Consider the following 22070-nt stretch of genomic DNA (forward strand, 5'->3'; position numbering starts at 1 on the left):
CGGGAGGACAGGTGGGCATACGCCCGAACATCCGACTTCCCGGAATTTCTGTCAGCAGGCGACGGAACCCTTCCCCCTCGCCCGCTCATACGAGGGCTGCAACCCTTCACTCGTCGTCAGGCGAGAAGAAGGTGCCTCCCTCGAGATTGTTGGTGTCGAAGCCCAGCGGGGAGGCCTTCAGCGACAGCCCCATGCCCTCAAGCTTCTCCTTGACCTCGTCGATGGACTTCATGCCGAAGTTGCGGATGTCCAGCAGATCCTGCTCGGTATGCGAGACCAGTTCGCCGATGGTGTGGATTCCTTCGCGCTTGAGGCAGTTGTAGGAACGCTGCGTCAGGTTCAGGTCCTCAATCGGCACGGACATCTGCGGATCCGCCTCTTCCACCACAGGCTCGGGTCCGACTTCCACGCCCTCGGCCTGGGTGTTGAGCTCGCGGCAGAGGCCGAAGAGCTCGACCAGGGTCGACCCGGCGGACGCCACCGCGTCACGCGGCGAGATGGCGGGCTTGGTCTCCACGTCCAGGATCAGCTTGTCGAAATCCGTGCGCTGCTCGACACGGGTGGCCTCGACCTTGTAGCTGACCTTGAGCACAGGAGAGTAGATGGAATCAACCGGGATGCGGCCGATCTCATCGTTGTCCTGCTTATTGAGCTGGGCCTGGACGTATCCACGCCCACGCTCCACCGTAAACTCGATCTCCAGCTCGCCATCCTCGGCCAGGGTCGCAATATGCAGATCAGGATTGGCCACGGTGACACCGGCCGGCGGGGTGATGTCCCCGGCGGTGGCCTCGCCCTTGCCGCTCTTGCGCAAATACATGACCACAGGCTCGTCGTACTCGCTGGTCAGCACGATGCCCTTGATGTTGAGCAGGATCTCGGTGACGTCCTCCTCCACACCAGGCAGCGTGGTGAACTCGTGCAGGGCACCCGAAATGCGGACCGAGGTCACAGCCGCACCGGGTATGGAGCTCAGCAGGGTACGACGCAGGGAGTTGCCCAGGGTGTACCCGAATCCGGGCTCCAAGGGCTCGATGGTGAAACGGGAGCGCTGGGCATTGACGACTTCTTCAGTAAGAGTCGGACGCTGTGCAATAAGCACTGTTGCTATCCTTTCAGCTCCGACCGGTGGTGCACTCACCGATCTTCGCGGGTGGATTCATGGGTTTTCTAGTGCTCAGACGCGACGGCGCTTGGGAGGACGAACGCCATTGTGTGCCTGGGGGGTCACATCGGAGATGGAACCGACCTCCAAGCCTGCGGACTGCAGGGAGCGGATGGCGGTCTCACGGCCCGAACCCGGGCCCTTGACGAAGACATCCACCTTCTTGACCCCATGCTCCATGGCCTTGCGGGCTGCGGATTCGGCGGCCATGCCCGCAGCGTAAGGAGTGGACTTGCGGGAGCCCTTGAAGCCTACGTCGCCGCCTGAAGCCCAGGCCACTACAGCACCGGAGGGATCGGTGATGGAGATGATGGTGTTGTTGAATGTTGACTTGATATGCGCCTGCCCGACCGGAACCGACTTGCGATCCCGACGACGAGGCTTGCGCGCGGCCTGCTTTGCTGCTGCCATTGATCCTCGTTTCCTTGTCACGAATAACGAATAACTGATTGCTAGTGCGAACCATCGGGGACCCTCATCCCCGCTTCGCATTCGGCCTTACTTGGTCGCCTTCTTCTTCCCGGCGACGGTGCGCTTGGGTCCCTTGCGGGTGCGGGCGTTGGTCTTGGTCCGCTGGCCGCGCACGGGCAGGCCCCGGCGGTGGCGCTGGCCCTGATAGCAGTTGATTTGGATCTTACGGCGAATATCAGCGTCGATCTCACGACGCAGATCACCCTCGATCTTGTAGTTTCCCTCGAGGTAATCACGCAGCGTAATGAGCTGCTCGTCCGTGAGATCCTTGACGCGGGTGTCCGGATTCACTCCGGTCGCGGCAAGTGTTTCCTTGGCGCGAGTACGCCCCACACCGAAGATATAGGTGAGGGCTATCTCTATGCGCTTCTCGTTGGGGATGTCGACTCCGGCAAGACGTGCCATTGCGATTCCTTTTTGTTCTACGCAGGTCGTGCACCGAGTCTTCCGGTCTCCCGGCCCGGGCCTGCGCACCCGGGGTTCAGCCTGTTGGCTGTGACTCAGCGCCTTTGGTGTTCGTTGCCGCTGGGAATCCGCTCAGCCCTGGCGCTGCTTGTGGCGTGGGTTTTTGCAGATCACCATGACGCGGCCGTGACGACGAATCACGCGGCAGTTCTCGCAGATTCTCTTCACACTAGGGCTGACCTTCATGGTTTTCCTTTGCTTGTGTACCTTGTTACTTGTACCGGTACGTAATCCGTCCGCGGTTCAGATCATAGGGACTCATTTCGAGCACCACCCGATCCTGGGGCAGAATGCGAATGTAATTCTTGCGCATCTTGCCGGAAATGGTGGCCAGCACCAGGTGCTTGTTCTCGAGCTCGACGCGGAACATCGCATTCGGGAGGGCCTCAACCACACGCCCTTCCACCTCGATCACACCATCTTTTGCCATAAGCCTTCTATCCGATCCTCGGCCGGTTACACAGCGCGCCGAAAGACACGCCAAATGGCAAGTATAGCATTAATGGACCCAAAATTGGGCAATAGCGTGTTGACACGACAAAAGGGCCGTCTGAACGGCTGTCGCTCAATCAGTATAGCAGTCGTTCAGGCGGTCCGATAAGGACCAGAATCCCTCAGTCCTCAATGGCGATGTTCTGCGTGTTGTCAGCCGGCTCGATGCTGGTCTTGGGCAGGGTCACCTCCAGGGTGCCGTTTGCATAGTGGGCATGAATGTCCTCCTGGCGGACCTTGTCGCCCACATAGAAGCTGCGGGAGCAGGACCCGGTGTAGCGCTCACGCCGGATCCACCGACCCTGGTCGTCCTTGTCACCCTGGTCGCTGTTCTTCTGGGCGGAGACAATCAGGTAGCCGTCCTCCAGACGCAAGCCGATGTCCTTCTTGTCGAAGCCGGGCATGTCGATGGAGAGTTGGTACTGTCCGTCCTTCTCACGCACATCCGTGTTCATCAGGGGGCTGTTCAGCGCGTTCTTGGCGCCCTGACCCTGCCGACGCCCGTCACGCCAGTTGTTGAAGAAGGGGTCGTCGAAGAAGTCGCCGAAGATCGAATTGTTCATCAGTGCGGGAAACATAGCCATAATCACATCTCCTGATTCTTTAAAGTCGTAGTTTCTGCAGACCGGAACCCCAGGCGGACATCCTGACCTGTCCTCCCGGGCTCCCTGCCCTTCACTTTGTCCAAACCGCGGGCTGGGGGTTCCATGCCCGATGTTCACCCAAGGAATAAAAAGTTGAGTCATAGAGACTCAACTTTCGCTAGCAGCCTTGATTGCTCATCCCTGCTCTCTCATTCTTCGGGCCTTGAACGACCACATGTCAGACATTACGGGCCAAAATTCTTGTGACGTAACTTTGAGGCATTTACCATAGGATAAGATTCCGCCAGCCCCCGTAGGCTCTTGAGGGCGGACCCAATCGTGTGTGGACCGGACGGACCGGCCATTCCTAGTCAAAGGAGCTCAGATGCTCACCAACGAATACATCAAGCGCGTCTACCAGCAGGTTGAGAAGCGCGACGGCGACCAGCCGGAATTCCTGCAGGCTGTGCGTGAAGTTTTCTCCAGCCTGGAGCCCGTGGTGGAGCGGCATCCCGAGTATGAGGCCAACGGCGTTCTGGAGCGCCTGGTCGAGCCCGAGCGTGCGGTCAAGTTCCGTGTTGCCTGGACCGATGACCAGGGCCATGTCCAGGTCAACCGCGGCTACCGGATCCAATTCAATTCGGCCATCGGCCCCTACAAGGGCGGCCTGCGCTTCCACCCGACCGTGACGGAGTCGGTCATCAAGTTCCTGGGCTTCGAGCAGATTCTGAAGAATTCGCTGACCGGGCTGCCCATGGGCGGCGCCAAGGGCGGATCCGACTTCGACCCCAAGGGCCGTTCGGATGCCGAGGTCATGCGCTTCTGCCAGGCCTTCATGACCGAGCTGCAGCGCCACATCGGACAGTTCACCGATGTGCCGGCCGGCGACATCAACGTGGGATCGCGCGAGATCGGCTACCTTTTCGGCCAGTACAAGAGAATACGCGACGAGTACTCGGGCGTGCTGACCGGCAAGGACCTGACCTTCGGCGGCTCCCTGGCCAGGACCGAGGCCACGGGATACGGCCTGTGCTACTACACCCAGGAAGCCCTGCAGACGCTGCGCAAGGATTCCTTCCAGGGCAAGACCGTCGTCATCTCCGGTTCGGGCAACGTGGCCATCTTCGCCACCGAAAAGGCCCAGCAGCTGGGCGCCAAGGTGGTGACGGCATCCGACTCCAACGGATACGTCTACGATCCCAACGGGATTGACCTCGATATCGTCAAGGACATCAAGCTGGGTCACCGCGGCCGAATTCGCGAATATGCGGACCGCGTGGACTCCGCTGAGTACCACGAGGGCTGCAAGGGAGTCTGGACTGTGCCCTGCGACATCGCCCTGCCCTGCGCCACGCAGAACGAAATCGATGAGGAATCCGCAAAGGCCCTGGTCGCCAACGGATGCACCGTGGTCTGCGAGGGCGCCAACATGCCCTCCACCCCCGAAGCCATCCAGGTCTATCAGGACAACAAAGTGCTCTACGGGCCCGCCAAGGCCGCCAACGCCGGCGGCGTGGCAGTCTCCGGTCTGGAGATGAGCCAGAACTCGCTGCGCCTGCAGTGGACCTTCGACGAAGTGGACCAGCGGCTGAAGGACATTATGACCGGGATCTTCCAGAAGTCCTACCAGGCCTCCAAGGAATACGGGCATGAGGGCGACCTGATGCTGGGCGCCAACGTGGCCGGCTTCACCAAGGTGGCCGATGCCATGGTGGCCCAGGGCATCCTCTGAGATGGGACTTAGCCCATCTGAACAGAAGGGGTCCGACCTGCAGAAATTGCGTCGGACCCCTTATTGCGCTTTAGCGAACAGCAGGACTCAGGCGACCAGCTGGTCGATGACCTCGGGATCGATCCTCTGGCGCGGGTTGAAGTCCTTGGAGCCCAGATACCGGTAGATGCTGGCCTGTAGAGCCCTGGCCTCCGGATATTCGGTCAGATTCTGCAGGCCCATGGAGGAGAGCAGAAGCCGGCCCTTGCCGCAACGGCATTCCAGCAGCTGCGTCATGGGTCGCAGGTAGGCGTAGCTGTCCATCTCGGTGATGATGGACTGGTAGCGCTCGGGCAGAACGATGGCCCGCTGGGTGGCCATGGGCCACCACTGCCAGTCAGTGTGCGAGTCGGTCGGAAAATCGGCAAAAACAGGGTGGTCGGCCTGAATGAACTGCCCCATGGTGCCGCTCTGATCCTTGAACGTTCCCACCGACCAGAAGTCCGTGGAGAAGTGGGCCTGAACGGATCCGGGCAGGGACTGGGCCGTGGAGTCGGGACTCAGATAGACCGTGCCCCCCTGGTCTAGGACCCGACGCGCCTGCTGGTCGAACCTCCTGGCTTCGTACAGACCGTCTGGACGGTCAGACTGGCTGTCCTGGTAGACCCAGACCGAATAGACGTTGGCCACGCCGTCGATCTCCAGACTCAGACGGCAGCGTTGGTTGCCTTCAACTCCGTCCAGAGGCAGTTCGAAGGCCCCCAGTTCGGTCAGCTTGCCCACCGGACATGTGACCTGACGGAAGACACGCTCCTGATCAACCCCCCGGCCCTGCAACCGCAGCCGCAGATCACCCTGCAGTGTACATCGACCGTAGTTGGCCACCTTGACCGTCCCTGAGAGCTTCTCCCGGTTGGTATAGGCATAGCGGTCCATGACTGCCAGCGGCAACTGGTCGGTGAAGAAGGACCGGAAGCGTTCAGGGCGGGCGAAGGGGAAGCGCTTGGGGCGTAGGTGGGCATCCATCATGCCCACCAAAGCCGTGCCTTGTCCAGGGAAATCCTGAAGACCCAGCAGCGATAGCCCGGACATGGAAGGGGTTCGCAGGACGGACTCCACCTCCTCCCGGTAGCAGATCCGTGACAGTTCGCCTGTAGCGGCCACCCAATCAAACCAGGTACGCTGGTCAAGGCCCGATTCACGAACCCTGTCACGGATCATTTCGTAATTGTCAGGACGGGTGACCCCGGTGAACTCTTCAATCTCCCGGAAGTCAGGCAGCACCTCATACTGCCCTACCTCGAATCCATAGACCGGCACCTCGCACTCTTTGCGGACTTCCTGCATGGTGTCCTCGAAATTGTGGGCAGTGCCCGGATGAACCGCGTTGGTGGACCCACGCATGTTGGCAAAGCAGCAGCGCAGGTCGTGGCCCTTATAAGACTCAGAAGTGTAGACCTCGTTGCAGTCGTCGCTGCCAAGCTGACCATAGTGCGGGTTTGAGGAATTGGCATAGAGCCGGGTATCGTCAATGCTCCGGGCATCCTGCACCAGCTGAGCCATGCGCTGGTGACCGGTCGCATCCGCAGACAGCTCGTTGCCCAGGGTGAGCATGACAAAGGAGGGGTGGTTGGCCAGGAAGAGCAGTGTCTGCTCCAGTTCGGTGCGGTAATAGCGGTAGCTGACATCCTCCTGGAAGGCATGTTGGTGGTCCCAGTGGGAGAGCTCGGGCTGCATCATCATCCCCATCCGGTCCGCCGCTACGAAGGCTGCCTCGGGCGGGCAGTGCGAATGGAAGCGGACCACATTCACTCCGTATGAACGGTAGGCCTCCAGAATACGAATCCAGGAGCCCACGTCCATGGGCGGGAAACCGGTCTGCGGGAACTCAGCGCAATTGGCCTCTCCACGCAGGAAGAAGGCCCTGCCATTGAGAGCCAGTCTCCCCTGCTCATCGGCAGCGAAGTCACGGATGCCGAAGTCCGTGCTGACCCGCGAGAGCACCCTGGATCCGTCTGGCATCAAAAGTTCAACCGTTATGCCGTGCAGACAGCCCTGGTATTCGTCCCAGCGATCCGCATGGGCGTCAAGCGGAAGATCTGGCCAAGTCAGTGTTCGCCGCCCAGGTTCCAGGTCTGCAGCAACCTCCATAGGCTGGGCCAGCGCATCGGAAGAGAGCCTCAGGCGGCCATGGAATCCTTGGCCCGAATCCACATCAACCTCTGCGGTCAGCACATCGCCATGGGGGTAGACGCGAACCCTATCCAGGAAGGTGTCCTCCTCCACACGCAGGCCAATCTCTCCCAGAAGCCCGTTCCAGTTGGTCTGGGTGTGGTCAGTGGCGGTCGAGGAATCCAGAATGGCGTCGTGGGGCATGCCCTGATAGGCGTTGTCGGAATCCACCTGCAGCAGGTCATCGCCCGTCAGCAGTCCAGTCAGCTCGAAAACATGGGGGGTGTTCAAAGTCTGAGGACGGTAGGGCTCAACCAGGCGTTCACCGACCCTGACCTCCAGGCGGCGAGCGCGCTCCACCTCGAAGAAGACCCTCTGCCCCGGCTGCGGGGTCCATCGAATCTGCCGGGATAATCTGACTGTCCCCTCGAAGGTGTGCCGCCTGGTCAGCCGGGAGCCGATGGGTCCGGGCTTGCCGCTGCCATAGTCAGCAGACAACTCCTGATCATCATGTCCGAGTCCGTTGGTGTCCAGTGTGCCTGGCAACAGGACGGTTCCCCGCAGTTCAGACGGGGACTGAACCTGCCAGGCTCCAGCCAATGCAACCTTGGTCATGACTTCCTCCCGGCAAGAATTGTCCTGTGGTCCAATTCATCAGTGAACAACCCGGCCTGAATATGACCGGCATCCAGTTCCAGAACCTGCTTCAGGCACTCCCGAGCCTGGTCGATCTGCCCTGTGCCGATGTGTGCCAGGGCCATCAGGTAGAGGCAGTGGACCCGGTTCATGCGGGTATAGTCCGCATCGAAGGTCAGGAAGTCAGGCAGGGAGACTGCAAAGTAGTCCTTTTCCACATGGTCGTCCAAGTGTTGCTCGCCGAAGTCCAGCAACCGGTAGTAGCAGGCGTTGGCCGGACCCTGCTCGCCCAGGGCCTGGTGGGCCAACCCCTGGAAGAGGACCATCTCGGCGGGCTGATCGTTGTAGTAGAGCGACTCCCCCACCTGTCCGGAGCCTAGGCAGGCCAGACGGAACTCCTGATCAGCAGCTTCCTGGTCACCTGCGGCTCGCCTGACCAGCCCCAGGTAGTAGTGCAGATCGTTGTCCTTCTGACCTTCCAGTTTGCCTTCGCCCAGGTTCTCCGGATAGGTCATGGCTCGCTCCAGCAGGTCCGCAGCACGATCCCAGTCCTGAGCCGCCATGGCATCCTTGGCCATCAGCTTCAGGGAGATTCGGTATTGGGCGGTGATTTTGCCCTCGCCGCCCTCCCAGGGATGGAATCGCCGGCCTCTCATCAGCTGATAGGCCCGTTCATAGCTGCCGGTCTGGTTGAGCAGACTCAGGTATTCGATATAGAGATCGTCCCTGCGGGCCACAACCGCTGGATGCTTTTCAAATTCCGTCAGCCGACGGGCAAAGCTCCAGCCCATCAGCCTATGGAGCTGATCCCGCTCCAAAAAGACCCGGGCGTCTTCGGGATCCAACCGGCAGGCGGTCTCGATTTCCTGATCGGCGGCCTGCCAATCGTGTTTCTTGTTGCCGTAGGCGATGGCCAGGTTGCGGTGGACGGTGGCGAAGTCGGGGTCCAATTGCCGGGAGTGCTCCCAAAGCTTGATGGCCCGGTCCGTCAGCGACTTGTCGTAGTAGAGGCAGCCCAGATAATAGGCTGCCTTGGGACCATCGACCATGTCCATGGCCATTCGCAGTGGGGCGATATCATCCAGGGAATTGGGGAAGCAATAGTCCGAAGGTGCCGCCTCGGCCGCCTGGAAGGCCTGCAAGGCCTGATCCTTCCGACCCAGCAGGTGCAGATACCAACCTTGATAATACCGGACCATGGGTTGATGCTGATCAGCCTGGTCCAGCAGTTGTAGAGCCTCCTCATAGGCGCCGAATGCGGCGTAGTCTCGTGCCGTCCGCAGCAGGTTGAGGTAATCCCCGCGCATCAGTCCGGACAGCTCGTCCGGATCACCGCCTGCCAGGACCCGCTCGTAGCCGGATACGAAGTCGAAACGATCCAGGGCCAGGTTCTCGCGGACCGCTCGGTCCGCCTGATCCTGCCTGCCCAGCCGACGCAGCAGATAGGCCTTGAACCCGCGGGCCCTGATGTTGTCGGTGTTGCGGGTCAGGGCACGCTGGACGAAATCCAAAGCCTGCTCCAGCTGGCCGCGACATGCCGCGATGCAGGCCAGGCAGAAGAAGGCCCGTTCCTTTTGGGCATCATCCCAGGTGGCCTTGTAGAAGGCGTCGTAGGCCTCGTCCGTTCGTCCCTGATAGCCCAAGGCGAGACCCAGATTGTAATGAGCCTCGGAATCATAGGGTTGGCTGTTGCGCCAGGTCAGCCGCTTGATGGCCGTGCGGAAGTGCTGCTCGGCTCCGGCGAAGTCCCCGCGTCGAAGCAGGAGTCGGCCGTAGGCGTTGTTGATGCGCGCATCGCCCGGGTCACGCTTGAGCCCCTCCAGGTAGTAGGGATCAGGCCGGTAGGTGGCATGGCGGTACTGTTCCAGGTGCAGACCGGTCAGCAGCAGTTCCTCGTTGGTGGCGATACGTTCCGGCCGATCGGCGGCCTGTGCCGGCTCGGGAATCTTGCCCCCGGCGGGCGGCTGTGGACGATAGCTGACCAGGAGCCGTCCTTGAGCGTCCTCCACCCGGGCTGTCAGTGCAGTGGCCGGATGATCGCCTGTCTCGAATTCGGCCCTGACCTGATTGTCGGGGCCAAGGGTGCCCTGCCACTGGTAGAGGATGGATCCGTCATCTGCCGCGACCTGGACGCGTGCGTCCTTTTGAACCCGTGTGGCGTAGACGGTGACCCGCCCTTGCCCGGCCTTCAGCCCCTGGGCCTCGATCCCCTCATGCTCGCCGGCAGCCCCGAAGGTCTGCTCGGGGCCAACCTCCAGGTTGAGGGCCGCATCAACGCTGGCGTTCTTGACCAGGCCCACCTGCTTGTAGGGCATGAAGTACTGGGTGAAGGTCTTGCCTTCGTAGGGCTTGAGCCAGGTGAAGTCAGGCTGGTTGTCGGTGAAGACGCCGGTCATCAGCTCCACATAGGGGCCATCGGCATCGGTCAGATTGCGATCCCAGGCGTGGCCAAAGTCCCCGCAGCCCCAGGTCCACTGCTTCTTGCCCGGGGATATGTGATGGTCAGCCACATGCAGAATGCCAGCCTGCCGGGAGAAATCGTAGCCGCCGACGAAGTCATAATCCGAATGGGCGGCCATATAGGAGGTGGGCACCGGCACGTTCTTGTAGCGGCTGATGTCCACTCCCTGGGAGTAGTCGTGCTTGTAGTAGGTTCCCGTGGCGATGGGATAGCGGGAGACGTCGCGCTTGCCGTGGTCCATGACCGCAGTGACATCGGGTGGCATGACTGTTCTGGTGTGTTCGTTGACCGCCACGGCCGGGTTGGCCCACCAGAGGAAGGACTGGGGCAGTGGCGTGCCGTTGTAGAGCCGGGCCGATATTTCGATGACGCTGACCCCGGGATGCAGGGCGATGGTGGTGGTGACCTGGGTGCCGTAGATGCGGTCGGTATCGTGGCAGACTACAGCCTTGCCACCGTCCGGCAGGTCCTTGAGCGTGTAGTCCACCGGAAGGAAGGTGCTGGGCCGATGGTGCTGCGGCCAGTTGAACTCGATGCCGCCGGAAATCCAAGGGCCGGTCAGCCCCACCAGAGCAGGCTTGATGACCCGGTTACGGTAGACGAAGTCATAGTCGTTGGTCTTGTCCCGGGCATACTGGATTCGTCCGCCCAGCTCGGGCAGGACGGTCACCTCAAGGTATTCGTTCTCCAGGATGACCGCCTTGTAGTCCTGATTCTTGCATTCATCCGAGATGGTCTCGATGACCGGGTAAGGATAGACCCGCCCCGAAGAGCCTTGGTAGACTCGATTTTCAATAAATTGCGGATTCTTGTCCGGCTTTCCAATCCCGTAGGTTGGAATCGTAAGCTCTGTGACTTTTACTGTGACGCCCATGGTCATCAGCCCCTTGTCTGCTCAGCAAACTGTATATATTTGCTCTCAGTCTATAGTCGGAATCAGGCCTCAGAACCGCATAAATTGTTTGAAAATATTAAAAAATTGCTACTAGTTCGTCATGACTGACCAGCATCTGTTGAGCTCGGGTCGAATGCTGAAAATGCACGGATGCATACACATGAAAGGGGGCAGGCCCATCAAGGACCGACCCCCTAGGCTGACGTTCACTTAATGCCGATCAAGCCTTTCAACATCTTCCTGCGATCTTCGGCAATCCCGTAGAGCCCTACTCCAGCTCCAGGGCTCCGGTGTAGAGCTGGTAGTACTCGCCATGCTTGGCTATCAGCTCATCGTGGTTGCCGCGCTCGATGATCCGCCCATGGTCCAGGACCATGATCACATCAGAGTTGCGAACTGTGGAGAGCCGGTGGGCGATGACGAAGACAGTCCGGCCGCGCATGAGTGCGTCCATGCCCTGCTGGACCACCTCCTCGGTCCTGGTGTCGATCGAGGAAGTGGCTTCGTCCAGGATCATGGCCGGAGGATCGGCCACAGCCGCCCTAGCAATGGAGATCAGCTGACGCTGACCCTGGGACAGTCCGCTTCCATCCCCCTCGAGCACGGTCCGGTAGCCCTGTGGAAGCATGCGGATGAAGCTGTCGGCGTTGGTCATCCTGGCAGCTTCGATGCACTCCTCGTCCGTGGCATCCAAGCGCCCGTAGCGGATGTTGTCCAGGACGGTGCCCGTGAAGAGATTGACATCCTGAAGGACGATGCCCAGGGAGCGACGGAGGTCAGGCTTGCGGATGTTCTTCACATCGATCCCGTCATAGAGGATCTGGCCCTGCTGGATGTCGTAGAAGCGGTTGATCAGGTTGGTGATCGTTGTCTTGCCGGCACCGGTGGCACCGACCAGCGCCACCTTTTGCCCGGGCTTGGCGAACCAGGTGATGTCGTGCAGGACAGGCTTGCTCGGGTCATACCCGAAGCTGACATCGGTGAACCGCACATCCCCCTGGAGGAGGGTGTATCGCCCGTCAGGAGAGGTGATTGCCTGATCCTTGGCCTTCAGGGCAACGTCGCGGGCATCGCCGGGAAGCTTCATGGCGGCCTCCAGCGAGCGCCTGCCGTCGTCGTCAGCTTCGCGCTTCCAGGCCCAGTGACCTGTTTCGTGGTCGACGGGGGTCATGGTCCGGCCATCCGAGGCCAGTTCGACGCTGACCAATCTGACCGTACCCTGGTCGGACTCGACGGGCTGGTCCATCAGATCGAAGATCCGGGAGGCGCCGGCCAAGGCCATCATGACCATGTTGAACTGCATGGAGACCTGGCCGATGGGGTTGATGAAGGAGCGGGAGAGGGTCAGAAGGGAAACGATGGTTCCCAGGGTCAGCGGCCCTGCCCCGGTCAGTCCCACGTTGCCCATGCCAGCGATGCCGGCCAGCCCACCGACGATGGCCAGGATGACATAGAGCAGGTAGCCCATGTTACCCACGACCGGCATGGTGACGTTGCCGTAGGTGTTGGCCTGGGCCGAGGCCTGGAAGAGCTCCTCATTCCTCTCCTCGAAGACCTTGGCGGTGGCATCCTCGTGGTTGAAGACCTTGATGACCTTCTGGCCGTTGACGGCCTCTTCAACGAAGGCGTTCACCTGGCCCAGATAACGCTGCTGGTGAACGAAGTACCGGCCGCTTCGGGTGACCAGAACGCGGACCACGACAATCAGGACCGCCGCGAAGACCAGGGTCAGGACGGTGAATGGAATGGAGAGCCAGAGCATGGAGATCAGGGCCGCCAACGCGGACAGGACCGAGGAGACCATCTGCGGGAAGGACTGGGAGATGGCCTGACGGAGTGTATCCGTGTCGTTGGTGTAGCGGCTCATGGTGTCGCCATGCTCATGGGTGTCGAAGAAACCGATGGGCAGCTCCTGCTGGTGGGCGAACATCTGGTCGCGGATGGTCTTCAGGGTGCCCTGTTCCACCTTGACGATCAGCCAGTTCCAGAACCAGGAGCAGAAGGTCCCCACCGCATAGAGGCAGCCCATCAGTATCAGGGTCCTCATCAGCGGTCCCCAGTCAGGGTCGGAGGCCCCGACCAGCGGCAGGATGTAGTGGTCGATCAGCGGCTGGAGGAAGAAGGCCGATGCCGCCTGGGCCCCGGCGCTGATGATAATGCAGACCACGATCACCGCCAGCTGCCAGCGGTAGGCGAACAAGTAGCTCAGGATACGACGGGTCGTTCCCGGCGCGGCCTTGTCCAGGAGGGGCCTGCGGTCCTTGAATGATCCGTCACTCATGGTCATTGGCCTCCTCGCTCTGGTTCCTGGTCTGTGATTCGTAGATGGATCGGTACTCCTGACATGTTCGCAGGAGCTCCTGGTGGGTGCCCTTGTCGAGAATCCTGCCCTCCTCCAGGACCACGATCATATCGGCGTCCTCTACGGAGGCCAGACGCTGGGAAATGATGATCTTGGTGGTGTCGGGGATCTCCTGGCTGAAGGCCCGGCGGATCAGCTGGTCGGTCTTGGTGTCCACGGCGCTGGTTGAGTCATCCAGAATCAGGATGTCAGGCTTCTTCAGAAGGGCCCGTGCGATGCACAGACGCTGTCGTTGGCCGCCGGAGAGGTTGGTGCCGCCCTCGTCCAGGTAGGTCTGATAGCCATCGGGAAACTCCCGCACGAAACCGTCGGCCTGGGCCAGGGTGCAGGCGCGCACCAGTTCGTCGTCCGTGGCCTCAGGGTTGCCCCAGCGCAGGTTCTCGGCGATGGTCCCGGTGAAAAGGACATTCTTCTGGAGCACCATGGCCACCTGGTCGCGCAGGACCGTCAGGTCATACTGGCGCACGTCCACCCCGCCCACCTGGAGGGACCCATCGGTGACGTCATAGAGGCGGGGAATGAGCTGGACCAGGCTGGATTTGGAGGAACCGGTCCCGCCCACGATGCCCAGGGTGGAGCCCGAGGGAACGTCCAGATTGATGTGGCTCAGAACAGGACGTTCGGACCGGTCCGAGTAGCGGAAGGTCACATCCTGGAAGCTGATGGATCCGTCGGCCACCTTCATGACCGGCTTGGCGGGATCGTGTACGGTACTGACCTCATTCAACACCTGGCAGATGCGCTCGGCCGAGGCCTGGGAGATCACTACCATGACCACGATCATGGAGACCATGTTCATGGCCATCATGATCTGGATGGCATAGGTGACCAGAGCGGTCAGATCGCCTGTGGTCAGCCCCAGGGCAGCATTGTTCCCAGAGGCCACAATTTGGGAGGCGCCCATCCAGGATATGACCAGCAGAGAGGCGTAGATGCAGAAGTTCAACAGCGCCGGGTTCAGGCTCATGATCCGCTCGGCCTTGCAGAAGGCCCGGTAGATGGACAAAGAGATACTGTTGAATTTGCGCTCCTCGTAGTCCTCCCGGTTGTAGGATTTGACAACCCTGATACCTTGGAGGTTCTCGTCCACCACGTTGTTGAGGTGGTCGTAGGTGTGGAAGACCCGCTCGAAGATGGGGTGAACCAGCAGGGACAGGCCGATCAGTCCGAAGCCCAGGATGGGGATGGCAATCAGGAAGACCAGGGATATGGGCCTGGAGATCCTATAAGAAAAGAGCCAGGCCACAATGACCATGATCGGCGCCCTGACCCCGACCCTGATGACCATCTGATAGGCGTTCTGCAGATTGGTCACATCGGTGGTCAGCCTGGTGATGATGGACCCGGTGGAGAAACGGTCGATGTTGGTGAAGCTGAAGGACTGCACCTTGGCGAACAGATCGCTGCGGACATTCCTGGCCAAGCCGGAAGAGGCGATGGCCGCGTACCGCCCGGACATGAACCCGGAGAAGAGGGAGACGGCTGAGCAGGCCAGCAGAATCAGCCCGAATTTGAAGATGGCCGGCATGGACCTCCCCGAGACCCCTTGGTCGATCAGGGAGGCCATGATGGTCGGGATCACAATCTCTAGAACGCTCTCAAGAAAGACGAAGGCCGGAGCCAGAAAGCTGGCCTTCCGGTATTCGCGCAGGGAGCGCAGGATGGTTCGGATGGTGTGCTTCGGACGCGCTGGTTCCTGTTTATCCGATCTGACCACGGATGCCGTAGACCCCTTCAAATGGACCTCTTCTGTTTCTGTACTGGTTTCTCTATCTTTTACGGCCAATCACCGACATGCAACACCCTCGAAAGAGGGCCTGAATGCACCTAGGCTATCATCCTGTCCGCCAGGGTTGGGCGGACGCGCGGGGATTTCCGCCCTCCACAAAAAGAAGCTGTCACGCCCCTTGGGGTCATGCAGCTTCTATGCTTCAGTCAGTCCTATCAGCGAGTCTTACCAGCGTGTCATGAACTAGGCATCCTCAGAGTTGATTCAGCTGTCGACAGGCCTCTCGCCCAATAGGCTATGGATTAGCGCTCATCCAACTTGGTGATGATCTCCTTGGAGATCTGGTCGACCTCGCCCTGGCCATCCACTGCAACCAGAAGGCCACGGGACTTATAGGTGTTCAGCAGCGGTGCAGTCTCCTTGGCATAGATATCCAGACGCTTGGCAATGGCCTCGGGAGTATCGTCTGCCCGCCCCTCTTCCTTGGCCCGCTTGGCGATGCGCTGCATGAGCACGTCATGGTCTGCATCCAGGGCCACCACAGCTGTCAGCGGAGTGCCAAGCTCCTGGAGCATCTTGTCCAGCGCCTCGACCTGGGAGGCCGAACGGGGGTAGCCGTCCAGAATCCAGCCCTGGGCGGAGTCGTCCATGCCAAGGCGGTCCTTGACAATCTTGTTGGTCAGCTCGTCTGGCACCAGCTCACCCTTGTCGGTGTAGGCCTTGGCCTGCTTGCCCAACTCGGTTCCGTTCTTCAGGTTGTAGCGGAAAATGTCGCCGGTGGAGATGGCAGGAATCCCGTAATGCTTGCTGAGCAAGGCCGCCTGTGTGCCCTTGCCAACACCTTGAGGTCCCATGATCAACAGTCGCTGTGCCATTCCCTATCCTTTGTTCGATCTTCCATTGTTTTATAGCTCTAAGGCCCAGACGATTTTAGCTGTCTGAGCCGTGCAGAACCCTCATTTACGTATGCTAGTGGCTACCTGGCCCAACACAGGTTGCACTCACTAAACTCGTGCAAACCGTCTTCCGGATACAAGAGGGTCCGACCACATGCCACCTAGGGCCAGGGTCGGACCTTCAACTGTTTCAGTCAGCCATTACTCGCGGGTGTTCGGCAGAAGGGTCAGCCCTCCTTGTGTTCGCCCTCCAGCAGGAAGCCGGTGTACTGGAACTGTTCGGTCTGTGCCCTGGCCTGGCGCAGGGTGTCCAGGCCGACACCGGCGATAATCAGAATGGTGGTGCCGCCGAAAGGCAGCTTGGAGTTGATCTTCAGCAGCATGATCAGCACCGTGGGAATCAGAGCCACAAAGAGCAGATAGATGGCGCCCACCGTGTTCAGTCGATTCATCACGTATGACAAGTACCGGCTGGTGGCCCGTCCGGCCCTGATACCCGGGATGAAGCCGCCATACTCTTTCATGTTGTCGGCCGTCTCATCAGGGTTGAAGGTGATGGACGTGTAGAAGAAGCAGAAGAAGACAATCATGACCGAGTAGAGCACGATGTACCAGACCGAGGTCGTATTTGCCATGTTGGCATCAATCCACTTGACCCAGCTCTGATCGGAATTGCCGAACTGGGCAATAAGGGTCGGAATAGCCAAAATGGAGGAGGCGAAGATCGGTGGAATCACGCCGGACATATTGATCTTGAGGGGCAGATAGGTGGAAGAGCCGCCGTACATCTTGCGACCAATCATCCTTCGAGTGTACTGGACCGGAATGCGGCGCTGAGCCAGTTCCACGTAGTCGACCAGAATAAGAATAACCAGCAGAACGGTCACGACAATGCCGAACTTGACCCAGTCGCCGTCCTTGCCATTGGTCCCCCAACCGATGTTCCAAAGCTGGGGCAGGAAGCCGGAGCAGATGGAGATGAAGATCAGGACGGACATACCATTGCCGATGCCCTTGTCGGTGATCAACTCGGCCATCCACATAATAAAACCGGTGCCGCCGGTCATGATCAGAACCATGACGGCCATATTCCACCAGGAGCTGTCAGGAATGACCTGCTGTTGACAGGCACCGCCGAAGAGCGCACCCTTGTTGGCCGTAACCAGAATGGTTGTGGACTGCAGCACCGCCAGGCCGATGGTCAGATACCTGGTGTACTCGGTCAGTTTGGCCTCGCCTGACTGGCCTTCCTTGTGCAGAGCCTCGAAGCGAGGAATGACCACGCGCAGCAACTGCACCACGATTGAAGCAGTGATGTAGGGCATGATGCCCAGTGCAAAGATGGACAGCTGCAGCAGGGCTCCGCCCGAAAACAGGTTCACCAGACCGATGAAGTCCTCATTGCCGGCCGTGGTGATGCACTTTTGCACGGCGGGATAATCCACGCCTGGGGTAGGTATGAACGACCCGATGCGATAGATGATGATGATGCCAAGAACGAAGAAGATTTTCTTCCTCAACTCCTTGGTCCTGAAGGCCTGGATTAACGTCCTCACCTAAGTTCCCTCCCTACGCGCCCGCGCGTTGGTCCCGGTGCATCGCACCTTCTTGCTCCGACCAGCTTAACCGATGGCTCCGTCAAATCCCGACGGCAACCAGGCCGGAAACGAGTTCCGGCCCCCGCCCGCTTGGAGCGGGGAGGGCCGGAATCATCTGCCTTGCGGTCTGTCCCCTATGAGTATCAGTCCTCGGAGACGGACCCGCCTGCGGCTTCTATCTTGCTTCTGGCCGAGGCCGAGGCCTTGACGCCCTTGAGGGTGAAAGCAGCCTTGACGTCACCATCACCCAGGACCTTGACAGGGCGGCCCTTGCGGACCGCTCCCTTGTTGACTAGATCCTCGACGGTGACTTCGCCGCCCTTGGGGAAGAGCCCTTCCAGAGCACCCAGGTTGACCACCTGGTACTCCTTCTTGAAGGGGCTTCTGAACCCGCGCAGCTTGGGCAGCCGCATGTACAGGGGCAGCTGGCCACCTTCAAAGCCCGGACGGACCTGGTAGCGGGCCTTGGTGCCCTTGGTGCCACGACCGGAGGTCTTGCCCTTGGACCCCTCGCCACGACCCACACGGATGCGGTCGCGCTTGGCGCCCGGAGCGGGACGCAGGTCATGCATCTGCAGGATGGTTGGCTCTTGCTTGTCGCTGGCCATAATCAGTCTGCCTCCTCTACGTTCACCAGGTGGCGGACCTTGTCAGCCATTCCCCGGTAGACGGGGGTGTCCTCACGCAGGACTGACTGGCCGATCTTGTGAAGGCCCAGAGACCTGACATTCTCCTTCTGGCGGTCAGTGGCGTGAGCCACGCCCTTGACCAGGGTGATCTTGATCTGCTTGGTCATCACTCACCTGCCTTCGACTGCTCGTCAGCCTTGGCCTTGGCCTCTTCGCGCTCCTTGCGTTCGTCGGCGATGCCGGCTGCACGGGCGCGCAGGAGGGAGTCGGGGGCAACCTCCTCCAAGGGCAGACCGCGGCGTGCCGCGATCTCCTCGGGTTCCTCCAGCTGTTTCAGGGCAGCCACAGTGGCCCGCACCATGTTGACAGCCGTGGCCGATCCCATGGACTTGCTCAGGATGTCAGTGATGCCGGCGCACTCCAGGACGGCGCGAACCGGACCACCGGCGATAACGCCGGTTCCGGGGGCTGCAGGCCGCAGGAGAACCGTGCCGGCCGCATCGTGCCCGATCACCGGATGGGTGACGGTGCCGCGGATGCGGGGAACAGTGAACATGTGCTTCTTGGCGTCCAGCTGACCCTTGGAGATGGCTGCGGGAACCTCACGGGACTTGCCGTAGCCAACGCCCACGGTGCCCTTGCCGTCGCCCACGACCACCAGGGCCGCGAAGCTGAAGGTTCGGCCTCCCTTGTGGACCTTGGAGACGCGGTTGATGGTAACGACCCTGTCGAGCATGTCGTCACGCTCGTCGCGATCGCGACGGCCACGACGACCATCCCTGCGGCCGTCACGGGAACCGCCCCGACGACCACCGCGACGATCATCGTTCCGGTCGTTCCGGTCCCTTCTGCCACCCTGGCTGGACTGAGCGTTTGTGGAATCTTCAGTCACCTGGGTTGTTTCCTTTGTAGTTTCGTTGTCGCTCACAGTGCCAAACCTCCCTCACGGGCGCCTTCCGCAACCGCTGCGACCCTTCCGTGGTACTTGTTGCCACCACGGTCGAAGACCACGGTGGTGATGCCGGCCTTCTTGGCCTTGGCCGCGATCTGCTCGCCCACCTTACGGGCGGCCTCGGTCTTGGTGCCCTTGAAGGAGCCGTAGTCCGAAGCCATGGTCGACTCGCTGACCAGGGTGACGCCCCTGGTGTCGTCGACGATCTGGGCGATCATGTTGCGGTTGGTCCGAGTGACCACCAGACGGGGGCGCTCTGCCGTGCCGGAGACGTGCTTGCGCAGACGGGCATGGCGGCGCAGACGGGCGATCTTCTTGCCTTTGCCTAGTATCGAGACCGTCATATCACTTACCAGCCTTTCCAGCCTTGCGCAGGATGTGCTCGTCGGCGTACTTGATGCCCTTGCCCTTGTAAGGCTCGGGAGCACGCAGGGCGCGGATGTTGGCCGCAGCCTGGCCGACAGCCTGCTTGTCGATGCCGGAGACGACCACTTCGTTGGCGTTCGGCGTCTCGAAGGTGATGCCCTCCGGAGGGTCAACAGTGATGGTGTGCGAGTAGCCCAGCGAGAACTCCAGGGACTTGCCCTTGGCGACCACGCGGTAGCCGGTGCCGACGATCTGCAGGTGCTTGCTGTAGCCCTTGGAGACGCCTTCGACCATGGAAGCCACGATGGAGCGGCTCAGTCCATGCTTGGCCTTGGTGGTGCGGTCCTCGTCGGCGGGGGTCATGATGATCTCATTACCCTCGACCTTGCCGGTGATGCCTTCAGGCAGCGTGTATCCGTCAGAGCCCTTGGGGCCCTTGGCGGTGAATTCCTGGCCCTTGAAGGCCACCTCCACACCTGCCGGAACAGCGATGGGGAGCTTACCGATATGCGATGCCATGTTCAGCTCTCCTTTCTCACCATACGTAGGCGACGATTTCGCCGCCGATGCCCCTGTCGAGGCATTCCTTCTGGGTCATCAGTCCCGAGCTGGTCGAGATGATGGCGATTCCCAGCCCGCCCAAGGGCATGGGCAGGGAATCCGACTTGGCGTACCGTCGCAGACCGGGCTTGGAGACGCGCTTGATTCCCTGAATGGACTGGCGTCCATCGGGGCCGTACTTGAGCGTGATCTCCAGATCCTGCCCGACCCGCGCCTCCTTGGCGCGGTAATCGGCGATGAAACCTTCGCGCTTGAGGATCTGCGCGATGTTCGCCTTGAACTTGGAGTACGGCATGTCGACTGTTTCATGCTTGGCCGCACTCGCATTACGCAGACGTGTCAGCATGTCTGCGATGGGATCTGTCATTGTCATGTGGGCTTATGCCCTTCCTCGCCGTGGTTTCCGCCGCCGGGCAGCAAGCTGCCGCGACCGCGGACCTTCAGCGTCGATCTTTACCAACTGGACTTCGTCACACCCGGCAGCTCGCCGCGATGGGCCTTCTCGCGAAGGCAGATGCGGCACAGGCCGAACTTGCGATAGACGGAATGAGGACGACCGCAGACCTGGCAGCGCGTGTATCCACGCACCTTGAACTTCGGCTTGCGTGCCGCCTTGTTTCTCAGAGCGGTTTTTGCCATATCAGTTCTCCTTGAAGGGGAAGCCCAGCTGCTTGAGCAGCGCCCGGGCCTCCTGATCGTTCTTGGTGGAGGTCACCACGGTGATATCCATACCACGCTGGTGATCGATCTGATCAGGATCGATCTCGTGGAACATGGACTGCTCCGTGAGACCGAAGTTGTAGTTGCCCTGGCCGTCGAACTGACGGTCGCTGATGCCGCGGAAGTCGCGGATGCGGGGCAGAGCCAGGGTCAACAGACGATCCAGGAACTCCCACATACGCACGCCGCGCAAGGTGGCGAAGGCGCCTATAGCCTGTCCCTCACGCAGGTGGAACTGCGCCACGGACTTCTTGGCCTTGGTGATCTTGGGCTTCTGGCCGGTGATGGCCGTCAGGTCCTTGACCGCGCCCTCAATCAGCTTGGAGTCGCGTGCCGCGGCACCCACGCCCATGGAGACCACGACCTTTTCGATCCTGGGCACCTGCATGGGGTTGGAGAACTTGAACTCCTTCTCCAGCTCGGGGACGATGCTCTCGCGGTACTGCTGCAGCAAACGAGGGACTGCCGGTGCTTCAACGGTGGTATCGCTCATGACAGCTCCTTGCCTGACTTCTTGGCGAAGCGGGTACGCACGACCTTGACCTTGCCGTCACGCGCCTCCTCCTTGATGTTCACGCCGATGCGAGTCGGCTTCTTGGTCTCCGGGTCGATGACCATCACGTTGGAACGATGGATGGGCGCCTCGGTCGGGACAATGCCCGACTCCTGACCCTGCTGGGTGGCCCGCACATGCTTCTTGACGATCTGAATACCCTCGACGATCAGACGGTCATTGGGCAGAATCCGCAGAACCTTGCCCTCCTTGCCGCGATCCTTGCCGCGGATGACCTTGACCTGGTCGCCTGTCTTGATCTTGGCTACCACTTCAGATCACCTCCGGTGCCAGGGACACGATCTTCATGAAGCGCTTGTCGCGCAGCTCACGACCGACCGGTCCGAAGATACGAGTGCCGCGGGGTTCACGACCGGTGCCGAGGATGACCGCCGCGTTCTCGTCGAACTTGATGTAGGAGCCGTCATGCCGACGATGCTCCTTGACCGTACGGACGACGACCGCCTTGACGACCTCGCCCTTCTTGACCGACCCGCCGGGAATGGCATCCTTGACGGTGGCGACGATCACATCGCCAATGCCGGCATAGCGTCGCTTCGACCCGCCGAGCACGCGGATGGCCAGAATCTCCTTGGCACCCGTGTTGTCGGCGACCTGAAGCCGCGATTCCTGCTGAATCATTGATTCTCCT

Annotated in this window: 23 protein-coding genes; 1 reads left to right on the forward strand and 22 read right to left on the reverse strand. The window is 60.7% G+C overall.

All coding sequences use genetic code 11. The annotated features are described in order from the left end of the window. Positions 1-106 precede the first annotated feature (106 nt). The 6 genes from GKC41_RS02155 to GKC41_RS02180 form a co-directional block, all read right to left on the reverse strand. Complete coding sequence (locus GKC41_RS02155) at positions 107-1102, reverse strand: DNA-directed RNA polymerase subunit alpha (RefSeq protein WP_015022327.1); 996 nt, start codon at positions 1100-1102, stop codon at positions 107-109. A 75-nt stretch (positions 1103-1177) separates the two neighbouring features. Next, positions 1178-1576, reverse strand: a complete 399-nt coding sequence (rpsK, locus tag GKC41_RS02160; RefSeq protein WP_015022328.1) for a 30S ribosomal protein S11 — start codon at positions 1574-1576, stop codon at positions 1178-1180. 87 nt (positions 1577-1663) lie between these two features. Beyond that, positions 1664-2041, reverse strand: a complete 378-nt coding sequence (rpsM, locus tag GKC41_RS02165; protein ID WP_015022329.1) for a 30S ribosomal protein S13 — start codon at positions 2039-2041, stop codon at positions 1664-1666. Positions 2042-2173: 132 nt separating this feature from the next. Then, positions 2174-2287, reverse strand: a complete 114-nt coding sequence (gene rpmJ, locus GKC41_RS02170; RefSeq protein ID WP_015022330.1) for a 50S ribosomal protein L36 — start codon at positions 2285-2287, stop codon at positions 2174-2176. Between the two features lie 25 nt (positions 2288-2312). After that, a complete protein-coding gene (gene infA / locus GKC41_RS02175) occupies positions 2313-2531 on the reverse strand; it encodes a translation initiation factor IF-1 (protein ID WP_015022331.1) in 219 nt (72 codons plus the stop codon). A 184-nt stretch (positions 2532-2715) separates the two neighbouring features. After that, on the reverse strand, positions 2716-3177 hold the full coding sequence (locus GKC41_RS02180; protein ID WP_045935704.1) for an Hsp20/alpha crystallin family protein: 462 nt from the start codon (positions 3175-3177) through the stop codon (positions 2716-2718). 385 nt (positions 3178-3562) lie between these two features. Here GKC41_RS02180 and gdhA point away from each other — a divergent pair, with 385 nt between their 5' ends. Then, positions 3563-4909 carry an NADP-specific glutamate dehydrogenase gene (gene gdhA, locus GKC41_RS02185; protein ID WP_154312764.1) on the forward strand — a complete coding sequence of 449 codons (1347 nt, stop codon included), beginning with the start codon at positions 3563-3565 and terminating at the stop codon, positions 4907-4909. A gap of 87 nt (positions 4910-4996) precedes the next feature. Here gdhA and GKC41_RS02190 read toward each other — a convergent pair whose 3' ends face one another. The 16 genes from GKC41_RS02190 to rplN all read right to left on the reverse strand — a co-directional run bounded on the left by GKC41_RS02190 (position 4997) and on the right by rplN (position 22060). Then, on the reverse strand, positions 4997-7675 hold the full coding sequence (locus GKC41_RS02190) for a glycoside hydrolase family 2 TIM barrel-domain containing protein (protein WP_154312765.1): 2679 nt from the start codon (positions 7673-7675) through the stop codon (positions 4997-4999). Beyond that, complete coding sequence (locus GKC41_RS02195; RefSeq protein ID WP_229281562.1) at positions 7672-11031, reverse strand: DUF5107 domain-containing protein; 3360 nt, start codon at positions 11029-11031, stop codon at positions 7672-7674. Before GKC41_RS02195 ends, GKC41_RS02190 begins: the two co-directional genes overlap by 4 nt. A gap of 289 nt (positions 11032-11320) precedes the next feature. After that, positions 11321-13333 carry an ABC transporter ATP-binding protein gene (locus tag GKC41_RS02200; protein ID WP_154312767.1) on the reverse strand — a complete coding sequence of 671 codons (2013 nt, stop codon included), beginning with the start codon at positions 13331-13333 and terminating at the stop codon, positions 11321-11323. Beyond that, positions 13326-15131 (reverse strand): ABC transporter ATP-binding protein, encoded by a 1806-nt coding sequence (locus GKC41_RS02205; RefSeq protein WP_418904374.1) that lies wholly within the window; start codon positions 15129-15131, stop codon positions 13326-13328. Before GKC41_RS02205 ends, GKC41_RS02200 begins: the two co-directional genes overlap by 8 nt. Before the next feature lie 314 nt (positions 15132-15445). Beyond that, positions 15446-16018 carry an adenylate kinase gene (locus tag GKC41_RS02210; protein WP_154312769.1) on the reverse strand — a complete coding sequence of 191 codons (573 nt, stop codon included), beginning with the start codon at positions 16016-16018 and terminating at the stop codon, positions 15446-15448. Positions 16019-16266: 248 nt separating this feature from the next. Next, complete coding sequence (gene secY / locus GKC41_RS02215; RefSeq protein WP_324612006.1) at positions 16267-17595, reverse strand: preprotein translocase subunit SecY; 1329 nt, start codon at positions 17593-17595, stop codon at positions 16267-16269. A 185-nt stretch (positions 17596-17780) separates the two neighbouring features. Beyond that, on the reverse strand, positions 17781-18245 hold the full coding sequence (gene rplO, locus GKC41_RS02220) for a 50S ribosomal protein L15 (RefSeq protein ID WP_154312770.1): 465 nt from the start codon (positions 18243-18245) through the stop codon (positions 17781-17783). 2 nt (positions 18246-18247) lie between these two features. Continuing rightward, positions 18248-18433, reverse strand: coding sequence for a 50S ribosomal protein L30 (rpmD, locus tag GKC41_RS02225; protein WP_015022341.1), 186 nt, complete (start codon positions 18431-18433; stop codon positions 18248-18250). After that, positions 18433-19194: a 30S ribosomal protein S5 gene (gene rpsE / locus GKC41_RS02230; RefSeq protein ID WP_024626785.1), complete on the reverse strand. Its 762-nt coding sequence runs from the start codon at positions 19192-19194 to the stop codon at positions 18433-18435. Before rpsE ends, rpmD begins: the two co-directional genes overlap by 1 nt. Continuing rightward, the gene (gene rplR / locus GKC41_RS02235; protein ID WP_015022343.1) at positions 19191-19562 is read right to left on the reverse strand and encodes a 50S ribosomal protein L18; all 372 of its coding nucleotides are present in this window, start codon (positions 19560-19562) and stop codon (positions 19191-19193) included. The genes rpsE and rplR overlap by 4 nt, the downstream gene beginning before the upstream one ends. 1 nt (position 19563) lies before the next feature. Beyond that, on the reverse strand, positions 19564-20103 hold the full coding sequence (rplF, locus tag GKC41_RS02240; RefSeq protein WP_015022344.1) for a 50S ribosomal protein L6: 540 nt from the start codon (positions 20101-20103) through the stop codon (positions 19564-19566). Between the two features lie 16 nt (positions 20104-20119). Further along, positions 20120-20518 carry a 30S ribosomal protein S8 gene (rpsH, locus tag GKC41_RS02245; protein ID WP_024626787.1) on the reverse strand — a complete coding sequence of 133 codons (399 nt, stop codon included), beginning with the start codon at positions 20516-20518 and terminating at the stop codon, positions 20120-20122. A gap of 80 nt (positions 20519-20598) precedes the next feature. Next, on the reverse strand, positions 20599-20784 hold the full coding sequence (locus GKC41_RS02250) for a type Z 30S ribosomal protein S14 (protein WP_015022346.1): 186 nt from the start codon (positions 20782-20784) through the stop codon (positions 20599-20601). Between the two features lies 1 nt (position 20785). Next, positions 20786-21358 carry a 50S ribosomal protein L5 gene (rplE, locus tag GKC41_RS02255; RefSeq protein WP_024626788.1) on the reverse strand — a complete coding sequence of 191 codons (573 nt, stop codon included), beginning with the start codon at positions 21356-21358 and terminating at the stop codon, positions 20786-20788. Beyond that, positions 21355-21690 carry a 50S ribosomal protein L24 gene (gene rplX / locus GKC41_RS02260; RefSeq protein ID WP_015022348.1) on the reverse strand — a complete coding sequence of 112 codons (336 nt, stop codon included), beginning with the start codon at positions 21688-21690 and terminating at the stop codon, positions 21355-21357. The genes rplE and rplX overlap by 4 nt, the downstream gene beginning before the upstream one ends. 1 nt (position 21691) lies before the next feature. Next, positions 21692-22060, reverse strand: a complete 369-nt coding sequence (gene rplN, locus GKC41_RS02265; RefSeq protein WP_015022349.1) for a 50S ribosomal protein L14 — start codon at positions 22058-22060, stop codon at positions 21692-21694. Between the last annotated feature and the right edge of the window lie 10 nt (positions 22061-22070).

Origin of the sequence: Bifidobacterium asteroides, assembly GCF_009683175.1 — a bacterium.
GTDB classification, from domain to species: domain Bacteria; phylum Actinomycetota; class Actinomycetes; order Actinomycetales; family Bifidobacteriaceae; genus Bombiscardovia; species Bombiscardovia asteroides_H.

Bases quoted from the DNA above. Each gene is read 5' to 3' on its own strand.
- rplO (WP_154312770.1), bottom strand. From the start codon at position 18,245: ATGGCCAGCGACAAGCAAGAGCCAACCATCCTGCAGATGCATGACCTG.
- GKC41_RS02250 (WP_015022346.1), bottom strand. From the start codon at position 20,784: ATGGCAAAAACCGCTCTGAGAAACAAGGCGGCACGCAAGCCGAAGTTC.
- rpmD (WP_015022341.1), bottom strand. From the start codon at position 18,433: ATGACCAAGCAGATCAAGATCACCCTGGTCAAGGGCGTGGCTCACGCC.
- rplF (WP_015022344.1), bottom strand. From the start codon at position 20,103: ATGGCATCGCATATCGGTAAGCTCCCCATCGCTGTTCCGGCAGGTGTG.
- GKC41_RS02195 (WP_229281562.1), bottom strand. From the start codon at position 11,031: ATGGGCGTCACAGTAAAAGTCACAGAGCTTACGATTCCAACCTACGGG.
- rpsM (WP_015022329.1), bottom strand. From the start codon at position 2,041: ATGGCACGTCTTGCCGGAGTCGACATCCCCAACGAGAAGCGCATAGAG.
- infA (WP_015022331.1), bottom strand. From the start codon at position 2,531: ATGGCAAAAGATGGTGTGATCGAGGTGGAAGGGCGTGTGGTTGAGGCC.
- GKC41_RS02190 (WP_154312765.1), bottom strand. From the start codon at position 7,675: ATGACCAAGGTTGCATTGGCTGGAGCCTGGCAGGTTCAGTCCCCGTCT.
- GKC41_RS02210 (WP_154312769.1), bottom strand. From the start codon at position 16,018: ATGGCACAGCGACTGTTGATCATGGGACCTCAAGGTGTTGGCAAGGGC.
- rpsH (WP_024626787.1), bottom strand. From the start codon at position 20,518: ATGACAATGACAGATCCCATCGCAGACATGCTGACACGTCTGCGTAAT.
- rplN (WP_015022349.1), bottom strand. From the start codon at position 22,060: ATGATTCAGCAGGAATCGCGGCTTCAGGTCGCCGACAACACGGGTGCC.
- rpsK (WP_015022328.1), bottom strand. From the start codon at position 1,576: ATGGCAGCAGCAAAGCAGGCCGCGCGCAAGCCTCGTCGTCGGGATCGC.
- GKC41_RS02180 (WP_045935704.1), bottom strand. From the start codon at position 3,177: ATGGCTATGTTTCCCGCACTGATGAACAATTCGATCTTCGGCGACTTC.
- rplE (WP_024626788.1), bottom strand. From the start codon at position 21,358: ATGAGCGATACCACCGTTGAAGCACCGGCAGTCCCTCGTTTGCTGCAG.
- rpmJ (WP_015022330.1), bottom strand. From the start codon at position 2,287: ATGAAGGTCAGCCCTAGTGTGAAGAGAATCTGCGAGAACTGCCGCGTG.
- gdhA (WP_154312764.1), top strand. From the start codon at position 3,563: ATGCTCACCAACGAATACATCAAGCGCGTCTACCAGCAGGTTGAGAAG.
- GKC41_RS02200 (WP_154312767.1), bottom strand. From the start codon at position 13,333: ATGAGTGACGGATCATTCAAGGACCGCAGGCCCCTCCTGGACAAGGCC.
- rplR (WP_015022343.1), bottom strand. From the start codon at position 19,562: ATGACGGTCTCGATACTAGGCAAAGGCAAGAAGATCGCCCGTCTGCGC.